At 54.8% G+C, this 14,588-nt stretch carries 17 protein-coding genes and 1 riboswitch; of the genes, 12 read left to right on the forward strand and 5 right to left on the reverse strand.

The window, feature by feature from the left end; translation table 11 throughout:
- Nucleotides 1-16 precede the first annotated feature (16 nt).
- Complete coding sequence (locus ACX9GT_RS07580; RefSeq protein ID WP_473190506.1) at nt 17-154, reverse strand: hypothetical protein; 138 nt, start codon at nt 152-154, stop codon at nt 17-19.
- 100 nt (nt 155-254) lie between these two features.
- Here ACX9GT_RS07580 and ACX9GT_RS07585 point away from each other — a divergent pair, with 100 nt between their 5' ends.
- Complete coding sequence (locus ACX9GT_RS07585) at nt 255-644, forward strand: lysozyme inhibitor LprI family protein (RefSeq protein WP_473190507.1); 390 nt, start codon at nt 255-257, stop codon at nt 642-644.
- A 142-nt stretch (nt 645-786) separates the two neighbouring features.
- On the forward strand, nt 787-1,245 hold the full coding sequence (locus ACX9GT_RS07590) for a hypothetical protein (protein ID WP_473190508.1): 459 nt from the start codon (nt 787-789) through the stop codon (nt 1,243-1,245).
- 142 nt (nt 1,246-1,387) lie between these two features.
- Here the strand turns inward: ACX9GT_RS07590 and ACX9GT_RS07595 are convergent, their stop codons facing one another.
- The gene (locus tag ACX9GT_RS07595) at nt 1,388-1,870 is read right to left on the reverse strand and encodes a kinase inhibitor (RefSeq protein ID WP_473190509.1); all 483 of its coding nucleotides are present in this window, start codon (nt 1,868-1,870) and stop codon (nt 1,388-1,390) included.
- Between the two features lie 79 nt (nt 1,871-1,949).
- Nucleotides 1,950-3,224 (reverse strand): adenosylmethionine--8-amino-7-oxononanoate transaminase, encoded by a 1,275-nt coding sequence (gene bioA / locus ACX9GT_RS07600; RefSeq protein ID WP_473190510.1) that lies wholly within the window; start codon nt 3,222-3,224, stop codon nt 1,950-1,952.
- Between the two features lie 91 nt (nt 3,225-3,315).
- Between bioA and bioB the strand changes: the two genes are divergently transcribed.
- The 4 genes from bioB to bioD are packed head-to-tail and all read left to right on the forward strand — an operon-like array spanning nt 3,316 to nt 6,934.
- Entirely contained in the window at nt 3,316-4,353 is a 1,038-nt protein-coding gene (bioB, locus tag ACX9GT_RS07605; RefSeq protein ID WP_473190511.1) for a biotin synthase BioB, read from the forward strand.
- Nucleotides 4,353-5,504 (forward strand): 8-amino-7-oxononanoate synthase, encoded by a 1,152-nt coding sequence (bioF, locus tag ACX9GT_RS07610; protein ID WP_473190512.1) that lies wholly within the window; start codon nt 4,353-4,355, stop codon nt 5,502-5,504. The genes bioB and bioF overlap by 1 nt, the downstream gene beginning before the upstream one ends.
- Complete coding sequence (gene bioC, locus ACX9GT_RS07615) at nt 5,488-6,255, forward strand: malonyl-ACP O-methyltransferase BioC (RefSeq protein ID WP_473190513.1); 768 nt, start codon at nt 5,488-5,490, stop codon at nt 6,253-6,255. Before bioF ends, bioC begins: the two co-directional genes overlap by 17 nt.
- Nucleotides 6,248-6,934, forward strand: a complete 687-nt coding sequence (gene bioD / locus ACX9GT_RS07620) for a dethiobiotin synthase (RefSeq protein WP_473190514.1) — start codon at nt 6,248-6,250, stop codon at nt 6,932-6,934. The genes bioC and bioD overlap by 8 nt, the downstream gene beginning before the upstream one ends.
- A gap of 12 nt (nt 6,935-6,946) precedes the next feature.
- Here the strand turns inward: bioD and ACX9GT_RS07625 are convergent, their stop codons facing one another.
- Nucleotides 6,947-7,657: an ABC transporter ATP-binding protein gene (locus ACX9GT_RS07625; RefSeq protein ID WP_473190515.1), complete on the reverse strand. Its 711-nt coding sequence runs from the start codon at nt 7,655-7,657 to the stop codon at nt 6,947-6,949.
- 914 nt (nt 7,658-8,571) lie between these two features.
- On the opposite strand from ACX9GT_RS07625, the gene uvrB reads away from it, so the two are divergent.
- Nucleotides 8,572-10,584 carry an excinuclease ABC subunit UvrB gene (uvrB, locus tag ACX9GT_RS07630; protein WP_473190516.1) on the forward strand — a complete coding sequence of 671 codons (2,013 nt, stop codon included), beginning with the start codon at nt 8,572-8,574 and terminating at the stop codon, nt 10,582-10,584.
- 97 nt (nt 10,585-10,681) lie between these two features.
- Nucleotides 10,682-10,927, forward strand: a complete 246-nt coding sequence (locus ACX9GT_RS07635) for a VF530 family protein (RefSeq protein WP_459399375.1) — start codon at nt 10,682-10,684, stop codon at nt 10,925-10,927.
- Between the two features lies 1 nt (nt 10,928).
- Here ACX9GT_RS07635 and ACX9GT_RS07640 read toward each other — a convergent pair whose 3' ends face one another.
- A complete protein-coding gene (locus tag ACX9GT_RS07640) occupies nt 10,929-11,849 on the reverse strand; it encodes a gluconeogenesis factor YvcK family protein (protein WP_473190517.1) in 921 nt (306 codons plus the stop codon).
- A gap of 262 nt (nt 11,850-12,111) precedes the next feature.
- Nucleotides 12,112-12,255: riboswitch (molybdenum cofactor riboswitch) on the forward strand.
- Between ACX9GT_RS07640 and moaA the strand changes: the two genes are divergently transcribed.
- From moaA to moaD, 4 genes are all read left to right on the forward strand, one after another.
- Nucleotides 12,242-13,228, forward strand: coding sequence for a GTP 3',8-cyclase MoaA (gene moaA / locus ACX9GT_RS07645; protein ID WP_473190518.1), 987 nt, complete (start codon nt 12,242-12,244; stop codon nt 13,226-13,228). (Overlaps the previous riboswitch by 14 nt.)
- A gap of 121 nt (nt 13,229-13,349) precedes the next feature.
- Nucleotides 13,350-13,862 (forward strand): molybdenum cofactor biosynthesis protein B, encoded by a 513-nt coding sequence (moaB, locus tag ACX9GT_RS07650; protein ID WP_473190519.1) that lies wholly within the window; start codon nt 13,350-13,352, stop codon nt 13,860-13,862.
- A 3-nt stretch (nt 13,863-13,865) separates the two neighbouring features.
- On the forward strand, nt 13,866-14,345 hold the full coding sequence (gene moaC / locus ACX9GT_RS07655; protein WP_459399371.1) for a cyclic pyranopterin monophosphate synthase MoaC: 480 nt from the start codon (nt 13,866-13,868) through the stop codon (nt 14,343-14,345).
- Nucleotides 14,342-14,587: a molybdopterin synthase sulfur carrier subunit gene (gene moaD / locus ACX9GT_RS07660; RefSeq protein ID WP_473190520.1), complete on the forward strand. Its 246-nt coding sequence runs from the start codon at nt 14,342-14,344 to the stop codon at nt 14,585-14,587. Before moaC ends, moaD begins: the two co-directional genes overlap by 4 nt.
- Nucleotide 14,588 lies beyond the last annotated feature (1 nt).

The raw sequence follows: 14,588 nt of genomic DNA on the forward strand, positions 1-14,588 counted from the left end.
TTCGTCTATCAGGGTTTTACTCAAGTGCCAAGGCCAAGGCCAAGGCCAAGGCCAAGGCCAAGGCCAAGGCCAAGGCCAAGGCCAAGGCCAAGGCCAAGGCCAAGGCCAAGGCCAAGGCCAAGGCCAAGGCCAAGGCCAAGGCTTGCTGGATCAAATAATGATAAGCAAGAGCTGATTAATTATATAAGAAACACTCCGGCCATTTCTCAATATGAGGAAGGTAGACATCGAGTGAGATATTTGGAGAATGCAGAGTGAAAAAGTATATTTTAATTATTTTGTTTTTTTCGCCTTTCGCTTTTTGTGAGGATTTCTGTAATGCTGTTAACAATAGTAATCAAGTATATTTATGTTCTAAAGAGAATAAAAATGTCGCTGACAGCAAGTTAAATAAGAAATATGAACTATTAATATCCAAGATTAAATCTGTATATTCAGGTCATGGTGATTTAAGAGATACTTACTTGAATAAAATTAAAGTTTCTCAACGTGCATGGATAAAATTCAGAGATGGTAATTGTGAAATTTATGCTTTTCAAATAGATAAAGTGAGTCAAGCATATGAAACTACAATTAATCAGTGTGTAGTTGAAATGTCAGATAAAAGAACTGAGGAATTAGCAAAGATAATCAATAGTATTTAGAGTATTCGCCTTGTTCTGTCACTTTTATGTTGAGGTGAAATATACGCTAATGATCTCGTTCTGGGGAGGATCTTTTGATGCTCCTCTTTATATCCTTTGGTTCTGCGTATATTGTTGGAAGTGTTTAACGTTTAAGGGGGATTTGTTTGAGTACACCGACCCTTGTGATTGGGCTAAAGGGCTTCAGCGAGCAGGATATGCTACATATCTGGGCTATGCAAACAAATTAATCATCATCATGAGAAGGGGGGTTATTGTGAGGTATGCATTTGCATTGTTATTTCTCATTACATCGTTTTTATCGTGGGCAGGGTGTGATGAAATTAATTCCCTGGCTGAGAGATATGAATCTATCATTTTATCAAATGAATCAGGCTATGTAGTCAGTGGCAGTAAGAAGGTTTATTTTTATAGTGCTCCTGATGAAGGTTGTAAAATAAAGGGGCTGTTTATTGTTAAAGGTGATTTAGTTAATGCTTATGCAGATTATAAAGGCTTTTCATCTATTATGTACTTTAAAAAAAATGGCGAGCAAGTTAGTGGTTGGATTCACTCTGACTCAATAAAACCAACGGGTACTGGTATAGGGCCAAAACAGTAATATCAAAAGGAGCTTCTTGAGATCCTTTTGTTCTGCGCGTAATCTCCTGCTCTATAAACGAGAGAAATCGCCGAAAAAGAGCCATGTAAAAGTTGCAGGAAAATGTGTAATTAACACACCTGCAACTTGCCGTGTAAGAATGTCAGTTGTATATCACGGTCAAGCTGGCGTTGCCCAAGCTGTGGAAGTGAATATTGAATCCCACCATGGCACCGCTCGCGCCTTCATCCACCTCAATAGTCTCTACGTCTAGCGCATGAACCGTGAACTGGTAACGATGGCTTTCGCCCTGCGGTGGTGCAGCACCGCCATAACCGGCCTTGCCAAAATCGGTACGGGTCTGCACGGCACCTGCTGGCAAACCAGCCAGACCAGAGCCAGCACCCTGCGGCAGTTCATGCACGCTAGCCGGAATATTCGCCACTACCCAGTGCCACCAGCCAGAACCGGTCGGGGCATCAGGATCGTACACCGTCACAACAAAGCTTTTGGTGCCCTGTGGTGCGCCATCCCAAGCCAGGTGTGGCGAAAGATTATCGCCGTGGTAACCTATGCCGTTAAATACCTGCCGTTCCGGCATTTTTGCGCCGTCTTGCAGATCGTGACTGTACAAACGAAACGCCATAATGACTCCCAGTTGTCGAAGGTGCCGAGCGTTTAAGCTAGATCGTTTTGCCCGAACAATCCAACCCTATCATTGCGGGTTATTCTGCCGCTGCGGCGATCGCCGCCGTCAGGCGCGTGAGCTGTTCCGGCGTAATAATGTAAGGCGGCATCAGGTAAATCAGTTTACCGAATGGCCGGATCCACACGCCGCGCTCAACAAATCCGCGCTGTAGCGCAGCCACATCCACCGGTTCATGCATCTCCACCACGCCAATTGCACCCAGTACGCGCACATCTGCCACTTTTGGCAAGGTTGCCAGTGGCAACAACTGTTGCCTGAGTTGCGACTCTATAGCTGCAACCTGCTGCTGCCAGCGGTTTTCCTCCAGCAATGCCAGGCTGGCACTGGCTACCGCACAGGCCAGTGGGTTGCCCATAAAAGTTGGCCCATGCATAAAGCAGCCTGCCGCACCGTTGCTGATAGTTTCTGCCACCGAACGGGTAGTCAGGGTGGCGGAAAGCGTCATATAGCCGCCGGTCAGCGCTTTGCCCAGGCAGAGAATATCCGGCACGATGCCCGCATGTTCACAGGCGAACAGCTTGCCGGTGCGGCCAAAACCGGTGGCGATCTCATCGGCGATCAACAGGATCTGGTGGTGATCGCACAACTCGCGGACCCGTTGCAGATAGGTGGGGTGATAAATCCGCATGCCACCGGCACCTTGCACAATGGGCTCCAGGATCACCGCAGCGATTTCCCCACTGTGTTGCTCCAGCAAGGCGGCGAAGGGGGCGATATCCTGCTCATTCCAAGGCTCATCAAAACGGCGTTGGGGCGCGGTGGCAAACAGGTGCGGTGCGAGATAGCCCTGATACAGGCTGTGCATGGAATTATCGGGATCGCACACCGACATGGCACCAAAGGTATCGCCATGATAACCGTGGCGCAGAGTCAGGATCCGCTGCCGCCGTTCCCCACGCGCCTGCCAGTATTGCAGTGCCATTTTCAACGCGACTTCCACCGCTACGGAACCGGAGTCTGCCAGGAAGACGCATTGCAAGGCTTCCGGCGTCATCGCGAGCAGCTTGCGGCACAGCGCAATAGCGGCCGGATGGGTAATGCCGCCAAACATCACGTGCGACATTTTCTCCAGTTGCTGTGTTGCCGCCTGATTCAGTTGAGGGTGATTGTAGCCGTGGATGGCGGCCCACCAGGATGACATCCCATCTACCAGCAGGCGGCCATCCGCCAGTTGCAGCTCAACGCCGCGAGCCGCCTCCACCGGATAACAGTGTAACGGATGGCTCATCGAGGTGTAGGGGTGCCAGATATGGCGTTGATCGAAGGCGAGATCGTCATCAGTGAGGGACATTGTTGTAAACCAAAACAAAACAGAATGGTTGACAGTATATCCGCAATATTTACACTGACGACACTTTTTCTTCTCTTTGGAGACGCCGTCAATGGCCGATCGCATTCACTGGACAGTAGAGCACGCCCAAGCCCTGTTTGATAAACCCTTGCTGGAACTGCTGTTCGAAGCGCAAACCGTTCACCGCCAGCATTTCGATCCGCAACAGGTTCAGGTCAGCACGCTGCTGTCGATTAAAACCGGGGCCTGCCCGGAGGACTGCAAGTATTGCCCACAAAGCTCACGTTATAAAACGGGGCTGGAATCCGAACGGCTGATGCAGGTGGAGCAGGTATTGGAGTCTGCGCGTCAGGCCAAAGCCGCCGGTTCGACCCGTTTCTGCATGGGCGCGGCCTGGAAAAACCCGCACGAGCGCGATATGCCTTATCTGCAACAGATGGTGCAGGGGGTAAAAGCGCTGGGCATGGAAACCTGCATGACGCTGGGCATGCTGGATGGCACCCAGGCGGAGCGCCTGGCCGAGGCGGGTCTGGATTATTACAACCACAATCTGGATACCTCGCCGGAGTTTTACGGCAGCATCATCACCACCCGCACCTATCAGGAACGCTTAGACACGCTGGATAAGGTGCGCGAGGCGGGCATCAAGGTCTGTTCTGGCGGCATTGTCGGGCTGGGGGAAACGGTGAGCGATCGCGCCGGGTTGCTGGTGCAACTGGCCAATTTACCCAAGCCGCCGGAGAGCGTGCCGATCAACATGTTGGTTAAGGTCAAAGGCACGCCGTTGGCCGATAACGCTGACGTTGATCCGTTTGATTTTATCCGCACCATTGCCATTGCGCGCATCATGATGCCGTCGTCCTATGTACGCCTGTCTGCGGGCCGCGAGCAGATGAGCGAGCAGACCCAGGCGATGTGCTTTATGGCCGGTGCCAACTCGATCTTCTACGGCTGCAAACTGCTAACCACCCCAAACCCGGACGAAGACAAAGATCTGCAACTGTTCCGCAAACTGGGGCTGAACCCGCAGCAGACCGCCACCGCACATGGCGACAATCAGCAACAGCAGGTGCTGGCAGAGCAGTTGCTGCATGCCGATACCGCTGAGTTCTACAACGCGGCGCTGTAATGAGCTGGCAACTACGCATCGAACAGGCCTTGGGCGAGCGGCAACGTGCCGCCGCTTACCGTCAGCGGCAGGTCAATCAGGGCGGCAATGGCCGCCATTTGCAGCTTAACGATCAACGCTATCTTAACTTTTCAGGCAATGACTATCTGGGGCTTAGCCAACATGCCGAGGTGATCGCCGCCTGGCAGCAGGGCGCTGCGCGCTATGGCGTTGGCAGCGGCGGTTCGGGCCATGTCACCGGTTTTTGCCAGCCGCACCATGAGCTGGAACAACAACTGGCAGATTGGCTCGGTTACCCGCGTGCGCTGCTGTTGATCTCCGGTTATGCCGCCAATCAGGCTTTGCTGGCAGCGCTGATGCAGGCTGACGATCGCATTCTGGCTGATAAACTCAGCCATGCGTCAATCTTGGAAGCTGCCGCCCACTCACCGGCTCAGCTGAGGCGTTTTCGCCATAACCAGCCGCAGGCATTGGCGGCATTACTGGAGAAACCCTGCATTGGCCAGCAGTTGGCGATCACCGAAGGCGTTTTCAGCATGGATGGCGACAGCGCGCCGCTGGCTGAACTGCACCGCCTGACGCAACATGCCGGAGCCTGGCTGATGGTGGATGACGCGCACGGTATCGGCGTGCGCGGTGAACAGGGGCGTGGCAGTTGCTGGCAGCAGGGAGTGCGCCCAGACGTGCTGGTGGTGACCTTTGGCAAAGCGTTTGGCGTCAGCGGTGCCGCGATCCTGTGCGATGAGCCGTTGGCGGAATATCTGTTGCAGTTTGCCCGCCATCTGATTTACAGCACCGCCATGCCACCGGCGCAGGCCTGTGCTTTACAGGCGGCGTTACGCTGTATCCAGCAAGGGGACGAATTGCGCAGCCAGTTACAACGTCATATTCAGCGTTTTCGTGCCGGGGTGGCTAGTTTGCCGTTAGCGTTAACCGATTCAGATACCGCCATCCAACCGCTGTTGGTGGGGGATAACCAGCGCGCACTCGACTTGGCGCAACGCCTGCGTGAGCAGGGGCTGTGGGTCAGCGCCATTCGCCCGCCAACGGTGCCGCCGGGCGGCGCACGCTTGCGCATTACCCTCACGGCGGCCCATCAGCCACAGGACATCGACCGTTTGCTGGAGGTGTTGCATGACGTTAGCCGCTGATCGGGTGAACAAGCCAGCGGTGGCTGCGGCGTTCAGCCGCGCGGCGGAAAGTTATGATGCCGCGGCAGTGTTGCAGCGTGAGGTGGGTGAACGCTTACTGGGGATGGGGCGGAACCATTCTGGGCAGCAACTGTTGGATGCCGGTTGTGGCACTGGCTATTTCAGCCGCCGCTGGCGCGAATTGGGCAAACAGGTGACGGCGCTCGATCTGGCTCCGGGCATGCTGGCCTTTGCCCGCCAACGGCAGGCGGCAGATCACTACCTGCTGGGGGATATCGAGCAGATCCCGCTGCCCACAGCGGCGGTCGATATCAGTTTCAGCAGCCTGGTGGTGCAATGGTGCGGCGATCTGCCGCGTGCGTTGGCGGAACTGTACCGCGTGACGCGGCCCGGCGGCGTGATTCTGTTTTCCACGCTGGCTGCGAACTCGTTGCATGAGCTGGGAGATGCCTGGCAACAGGTGGACGGCGAACGTCATGTGAATGATTTTCTCTCCCCGTCGCAGATCGCCGCCACCTGTGGCGACTATCGCCACCATCTGCAAGCCGAGTGGCAAACCCTCGAATACCCGGACGTGATGGCGCTGATGCGCTCGCTGAAAGGGATAGGTGCCACGCACCTGCATCAGGGGCGCGAGGCCGGGTTACTTTCCCGCCAGCGGTTGGCGGCATTGCAGGCGGCTTATCCGCGCCAGCGTGGCCAGTTTCCACTCAGTTATCATCTGATTTATGGAGTGATTTACCGTGATTGAGCGCTTTTTCGTTACCGGAACCGATACGGAAGTCGGCAAAACCGTGGCCAGCAGCGCGTTGTTGCAGGCCGCCAGTGCGGCAGGTTTGCGCTGTGCCGGTTATAAGCCGGTGGCCTCCGGCAGTGAGATAACGCCCGATGGCCTGCGCAATACAGATGCGCTGGTGTTGCAGAAAAACAGCAGCGTGCCGTTGGATTACGCCGAAGTAAACCCCTACACCTTTGCGGAGCCGACGTCGCCGCATATCGCCAGCCTGGCAGAAGATCGGCCGATTTCTCTGATCCGGCTTTCTGCTGGTTTACGCCATCTTGAACAGCGCGCCGACTGGCTGCTGGTGGAAGGGGCAGGGGGATGGTTTACCCCGCTTTCGGAGCAGCATACTTTTGCCGACTGGGTGCAACGGGAGCAGTTGCCGGTAATCCTGGTGGTGGGCATCAAGCTGGGTTGTATCAACCATGCGTTGCTCACGGCGCAGGCGATTCAGCAGGCAGGTTTACGCTTGGCTGGCTGGATTGCCAACGATGTCACCGAACCCGGCAAGCGCCACCAGGAGTACCTCGCTACGCTGCGCCGTATGCTGCCAGCACCTCTGTTGGGAGAGATCCCGCACCTGCCGCAGGTAGAGCAACAGGCGCTGGGTCAGTATCTCGATCTTGCTGTCTTGCAATCCGCTGGCTGAGTTGCCAAAAGCCTACCCTGCCAGATAGGTATTAATTAACTCTTCATCGAGCTGTTCCAAGGTGCCGTTAGCCACGTTGCGGCCTTGATCCATCAGGAAAAAGCCATCCGCCACGTGGCGCACAAACGGCAATGTATGCTCCACCAGCAAAATGGTCATGCCTAATTCGTGGTTCAGCCTGCGGATAATATTGCTGACTTCGATCGCCTGTGAAGGGGAAATGCCCATAGTTGGCTCATCGAGGATCAGCAACTCCGGTTCCAGCACCAGTGCGCGGGCGATCGCCAGTTGTTGCTGCTCATCGCCACACAAATCCCCGGCACGATACAGCAACATGGCCCGCAACTGGGGAAACAGGCTGTAAATCATCGGCGGAATACGCCGGGTTTTGTCATGCCCGGCCAGCAGCGCTATCTGAAGGTTTTCCTCCACGCTCAGTTGGGAGAAAATTTGCCGCCCTTGCGGCACGTAGCTGATCCCCAGTGCCGCCCGCTTTTCCATCGGCTGTTGCAACAGATTTTGCGGTGGTTCATCGGCCAGTTGCCAGGTCATGCTGCCGCTGACAATCGGCAGGTGCCCCATAATGCAATTAACCAGCGTCGTTTTACCCACGCCGTTGCGGCCAAGCAGCGTGGTACATTGCCCACGCGGTAGTTCAAGGCTGACATCCCACAATATATGGTTATGCCCATAATATTGATTTACTGCGCGTAAACTTAGCATTTTGCATTCTCCTCAAAGAGGCGTGTTCACTCGTGGATGGGATGAGCCACTCCGTTTTCGGGTGCAGTTGCGCGGTGTGTAAAAGAATTCAGCAATTCTCAGGCCAACTTTATGGGTATAGCGCAAAATGGCCAGTGTTGCCGATTTGTTAATTGCTGCGGCTGTGCTGGCGGAGCGGGTTGCGGGAGCCGGAAAAAGATCCGCCACGAGCACGAGCGTTTTCTTGCACTTTTGTGGTGCGGCGTTGACGGGAAATGGTGCAAGTTCCAGCAGCTGGTAACAACAGGCAGCAGCCTGGAATGGGAAGAGAGAAAATGAGATCCAGGCAATGACTCTTTTTAGTATTAATTGTCATAACCAAAGCCAGATTTTTGTGAAAAAATAACTAAAAAATCGGCTTAGACGACATTTTAGCGAGAAAACCGTTCTTTCTGTAACTCCCGGCCCCCATGGGGTGGTGTGAGTTATCCACCATTCCTGTGGATAACCTTGTGCATTATCCTTAGAAAAGCGGCGTAAACAGAGAGCGGACGCGGGTTGTGTTCGTGTTGCCCGTATTCTCGTCTTTTTTATAAAATATATAATTATCAATAAGTTAATTAAAATCAAGCAAGCCAATAACGGCTGGACGATCTACGCGTCATTTTTACTCTGAATGCTATCGAGATGTTAATTATTGCCGGAGTCTGGGGATAAAATGGTGGTTGACAATAAAAATGTCACGCTACCCTAACCTCCTTGGTGCGCAGACGCAGGGTTAACGCACGTTAAAGCGACAAATCCACTTGAAGCTGGTTTTATATCCAGTATTATAAGCGCTGGCGGAGATCGCTAGGGTTTTCCATACTTAGGAGCCGCTGCTCGCAGATGCTATCCTCGTCGCCCGGTTGCCACTCGAATTATTCAGGGTATATATGAGCAAAATTTTCAAACTGCATTCAGAATTTGCACCGGCCGGCGATCAGCCGGAGGCCATTCGCAAGCTGGAAATGGGGCTGGAAGATGGCCTGGCACACCAGACCTTGCTGGGGGTGACCGGGTCGGGCAAGACCTTTACTATCGCTAACGTGATCGCCGATCTCAACCGGCCAACCATGGTGCTGGCGCCGAACAAAACCCTGGCGGCACAGCTCTACGGCGAGATGAAAGAGTTCTTTCCCGAGAATGCGGTGGAATATTTTGTCTCTTACTACGATTACTACCAGCCAGAAGCCTACGTTCCCAGCTCCGATACCTTTATCGAGAAAGACGCTTCAATAAACGAACACATTGAACAGATGCGCCTTTCGGCCACCAAAGCGCTGCTTGAGCGGCGTGATGTGGTGGTGGTGGCCTCGGTTTCCGCAATCTATGGTCTGGGGGATCCCGATCTTTACCTGAAAATGATGCTGCACCTGACCAAAGGGATGATCATCGATCAGCGCTCGATCCTGCGCCGTTTGGCTGAGCTGCAATATACCCGTAACGATCAGGCATTCCAGCGCGCTACCTTCCGCGTGCGCGGTGAAGTGATCGATATCTTCCCGGCGGAGTCGGACGAACTGGCGCTGCGCGTCGAATTGTTCGACGAAGAGGTGGAACGCCTGTCGCTGTTTGATCCGCTCACCGGCCAGATTGAGCAGGTGGTGCCCCGTTTCACCATCTACCCTAAATCCCACTACGTCACACCGCGGGAACGTATCTTACAGGCGATGGAAGAGATCAAGGTGGAACTGGAACAGCGGCGCAAGGTGTTGCTGGCGAACAATAAGCTGCTGGAAGAGCAGCGGCTGGCGCAGCGTACCCAGTTTGATCTGGAGATGATGAATGAGCTGGGCTATTGCTCGGGCATCGAAAACTACTCGCGCTATCTCTCCGGGCGCGGTGAGGGCGAGCCGCCACCGACGCTGTTCGACTACCTGCCTGCCGATGGTCTGCTGGTGGTAGACGAATCGCACGTCACTATTCCGCAGATCGGCGGCATGTTCAAAGGCGACCGTTCGCGTAAAGAAACGCTGGTGGAATACGGTTTTCGTCTGCCTTCGGCGCTGGACAACCGGCCGATGCGCTTTGAAGAGTTTGAGGCGCTGGCCCCGCAAACCATCTATGTTTCTGCCACGCCGGGTAAATATGAGCTGGAGAAATCCGGTGGCGATATTATCGATCAGGTGGTGCGCCCAACCGGCCTGTTGGATCCGCTGGTGGAAGTCCGCCCGGTCACTACTCAGGTTGACGATCTGCTTTCCGAGATCCGCAAACGTGTGGCGATCAACGAACGCGTGCTGGTGACGACGCTGACCAAACGCATGGCGGAAGACCTGACGGAATACCTGGAGGAACACGGTGAGCGGGTGCGTTACCTGCACTCGGATATTGACACCGTAGAACGTGTTGAAATCATCCGTGATTTGCGCCTTGGTGAGTTCGACGTGCTGGTGGGGATCAACCTGCTGCGGGAAGGATTGGACATGCCTGAGGTGTCGCTGGTGGCGATCCTGGACGCCGATAAAGAGGGCTTCCTGCGTTCAGAGCGCTCGCTGATCCAGACCATCGGCCGTGCAGCGCGTAATCTCAACGGCAAGGCGATTCTGTACGGCGACAGAATTACCGATTCCATGGCCAAGGCGATCGGTGAAACCGAACGCCGCCGTGCCAAGCAGCAGGCGCATAACGAAGCCAACGGCATTGTACCTAAGGGCTTGAACAAGAAAGTGGCCGATATTATGCAACTGGGGAACCCGAGTTCGCGTAGCAAGCACAAAGGCAGAGGCAAGGCGGCAGAAAGCGCGGCGCAGTACAAACACCTCACGCCAAAAGCGTTGGATCAGAAAATCCGCGAGTTGGAAGGCCAGATGTATTCCCATGCGCAGAACCTGGAGTTCGAACAGGCCGCCGCCGTGCGCGACGAAATCCATCAGTTGCGCGAGCAGTTTATTGCGATTTCATAACTGTGCTAGCTTGAAAGGTGGCGGGGATAAACTCCTTGCCGCGTATGCGTTTGCTGATTAAGGTATGCGCCCCAATTATTGATATGAGTTGCCGAGCATGACTGCACATCCATCAAAAGATCCGTTACACGGTATTACGCTGGAACAATTACTGAACAAGTTGGTGGAACAGTATGGCTGGAGCGGGCTGGCTGAACGCATCCGTATCAACTGTTTCAGCAGCGATCCGAGCATCAAGTCCAGCCTGAAGTTTTTGCGCCGCACGCCGTGGGCGCGCAAGCAGGTGGAAGATCTCTATATCGACACCGTCAGCGATAACCCGTGGCACCGCGGCAAGGATTGATCTAGGTGCGGGTGGCCAGTTGCACCAGTGCCTGCTCCAGCGCCAGGCGCAGTAACTGGCGATCGTGACGGTAAGGAATGTCAGCGGCTTCCAGCGGTTGTTTTACCACGATGCGATCGTGCATTTCATCCGTGTTGATATGCGGGCCAACCACCACCGCATCAATCATTTTCCGGCCGATTTTCTCTTCCATCAGCTCCAGCTTTTGTTTGAGCGTCAGTGCTGCGGCAGCAACGCTCAGCTCACGCCCCAGATTACCGATATAGATCATACTGGCGCTGCTGCGGCGCAGGGCTTGGGTCAGATCGTCAAGCAGTAACAGCGGCATCAGGCTGGTGAGAAAACTGCCTGGGCCAATCAGGATCAGTTCAGCTTGCGCAATAGCATCAACCGCTTCACGCGTGGCACGCACTGCATGCGGGGAGAGCATCAACTCCTGCGGCATCTGCGCCAGTTGGTCGATATTCACTTCGCCATAAATCTGATTGCCTTCGTGATCGTGCGCCTCCAGATCCACCGGCTGTTCCGACATCGGGATCAGCGCTGCATCGACTTTCAGCAGATTGCGTACCAGATTGATCGCCTCCAACGGGCGCACGCTGAGATGATCCAGCGCTTTCAGCATCAGATTGCCCAGGTTATGCCCGGCCAGTTCGCCATTACCGCTGAAACGGTATTCAAACATCGCAGAAGCCACGCTGGGTTCGGTGATCAGCTGATTCAGGCAATTACGCGTATCACCCCAGGCGATACCGCCTTCGGAACGGCGGATGCGGCCGGTCGAACCGCCGTTATCGGTCGTGGTGATAATGCCGGTTAAACGGGAACCTAAAGACGACAGAGACGACATCACGCGGCCAAGACCATGACCACCACCTAATGCCACCACCCGATCGAGATCGGCAAGAGTTCGATTACGCATAAAATTCCTTAATACACTGGGCGTTGACTGCCTGCATAAAGTAGCGGATCTGACGAGAAAACGCGAAAAAGAGTGTGGTTTGCGTGATTCTGGTCAATTCGCCTGCGTAACAGGTGTTTACTATGGTTAACCAGATTTGGATTCGTAAAAAACGCTGTATACATAATTATATAGCGTAATTGCGCGTTGGCTATCGCATTTGTTTCGCGCTAGAATTCTGCTGAAAACCACGGTTTCATCCGGGTTACCTCGGTAATCGGGATTGAAATCCAAACTCCTAGCCCTTGTGCCTACGTTGTTCGACAGGAACGATAGGGTGCCTGGGCCGTGGCGAAGTCAGCCACCAGGGTGCAGAGTGGAAACGCTCGCATCTCCCGTATTTGGAAGGTGTTATGGTACCGCAACTCATTGATGCTTTTGAGCGCAAGTTCTATTACTTGCGCCTATCGATTACCGACGTGTGTAACTTTCGTTGCACCTATTGTCTGCCGGATGGCTACAAACCGAACGGCAGCCCCAAGACCTTTCTCTCGTTGGACGAAATCCGCCGCGTCAGCCGCGCGTTTGCCGAACTGGGTACTGAAAAAGTACGCCTGACCGGCGGCGAGCCCTCTTTACGCCGCGACTTTACCGAGATCGTCGCCGCCGTGCGCGAAAACCCGGCGATACGCACGCTGGCGGTGACCACCAATGGTTACCGCCTGGCGCGTGACGTGGCCCGCTGGCGCGATGCTGGCTTGACGGCGATTAATGTCAGCGTCGACAGCCTCGATCCACGTCAGTTCCACGCCATTACCGGGCAGGACAAATTTCGTCAGGTGATGGCCGGTATCGACGCCGCTTTTGCTGCCGGTTACCGCAAGGTGAAAGTCAACGTGGTGCTGATGCGTGACGTTAACCACCAGCAACTGGCCGCGTTCCTTCATTGGATCAAGGATCGCCCGATCCAACTGCGTTTTATTGAGCTGATGGAAACCGGCGAAGGCAGTGAACTGTTCCGCAAGCACCATATTTCCGGCAACGTGATCCGCCAGCAACTGGAGCAGCAGGGCTGGCAACGTTTGGCGCGTGGCTACAGCGATGGCCCGGCGCAGGTGTTCAGCCACCCGGATTATCAGGGTGAGATTGGGCTGATCATGCCTTACGAGAAAGATTTCTGTGCCAGTTGCAACCGGCTGCGGGTGTCCGCCGTTGGCAATCTGCATCTGTGTTTGTTCGGCGAACAAGGTATTACTCTGCGCGATCTGCTGGTGGATGATGCTCAGCTCGAAGAGCTGAAAATGCGTATTCAGGGCGGATTGCTTAGCAAAAAGCAGACGCATTTCTTGCATCAGGGTAATAGTGGCATCACGCAGAACTTATCGTTTATCGGCGGCTGATACTAACCAAGTTCCCTCTCCCTGGGGGAGAGGGTTAGGGTGAGGGGCTATGCGCCGATCCCTTTGTCAGGCTACGGCTTGAAACCTAGTGGGTATCCATAATAGGGGAGCATATTTAGCTATGAGCCAGACCAGCAGCGAATTTATTCCAGCAAAAATTGCCATTCTGACCGTTTCGGACAGCCGCGGCGAAGCGGAAGATACCTCCGGCCAATACTTGCAGGAAGCGGCACAGGAAGCCGGGCATCAGGTGGTAGGTCGCGCCATCGTTAAAGACAATATTTACCAGATCCGTGCGCAGGTTTCCGCGTGGATTGCCAGCGATACCGTGCAGGCGGTGTTAATCAACGGTGGCACCGGTTTTACCGCCGGTGATAACACGCCCGAAGCCTTATTGCCGCTGTTTGACCGCGAAGTGGAAGGGTTTGGCGAACTGTTCCGCATGGTGTCGTTTGAAGAGATTGGCACCGCGACCATTCAGTCGCGTGCGCTGGCGGGCATCGCCAACCGGACGGTGATCTTCGCCATGCCGGGTTCCACCCGCGCTTGCCGCACCGCTTGGGAACGCATTATTGAAGAGCAGTTGGATGCGCGCCATCGTCCGTGCAATTTCCTGCCCCATGTGAAGAAATAATTTATGACCCAGTTAACCCATATCAATGCCGCAGGCGAAGCCCATATGGTGGACGTTTCTGCCAAGGCGGAAACGGTGCGTGAAGCGCGTGCCGAGGCCTTTGTTGAAATGCATGCCACAACGCTGGCGATGATTATCGATGGCAGCCACCACAAAGGGGATGTGTTTGCTACCGCGCGCATTGCCGGTATTCAGGCGGCGAAACGCACCTGGGAACTGATCCCGCTGTGCCACCCGTTGATGCTGAGCAAAGTGGAAGTGCAGCTTGAAGCGCAGCCGCAACATAACCGCGTGCGCATCGAAACCTGCTGCCGCCTGACCGGCAAAACCGGGGTGGAAATGGAAGCGTTGACCGCCGCTTCGGTAGCGGCGCTCACCATTTACGATATGTGCAAAGCGGTGCAGAAAGACATGGTGATCGGCCCGGTGCGGCTGCTGGCGAAAAGCGGTGGCAAGTCCGGTGATTTCAAGGTGGAGCTATGATCAATATTCTTTTCTTTGCGCAGGTGCGTGAACTGGTTGGCACCAGTGTGCTAAGCGTGCCAGCGGAATACCCTACGGTAGAAGAACTGCGTAAAGCGCTGTGCGAGCGCGGCGAACGTTGGGCGCTGGCGTTGGAGCCCGGCAAGCTGCTGACGGCGGTCAACCAATCGCTGGTGGCGAGCGAGCATCCGCTGCGCGCCGGTGATGAAGTGGCGTTCTTCCCGCCGGTCACCGGGGGTTAAG

The organism is Serratia sp. YWN4 (assembly GCF_055790845.1).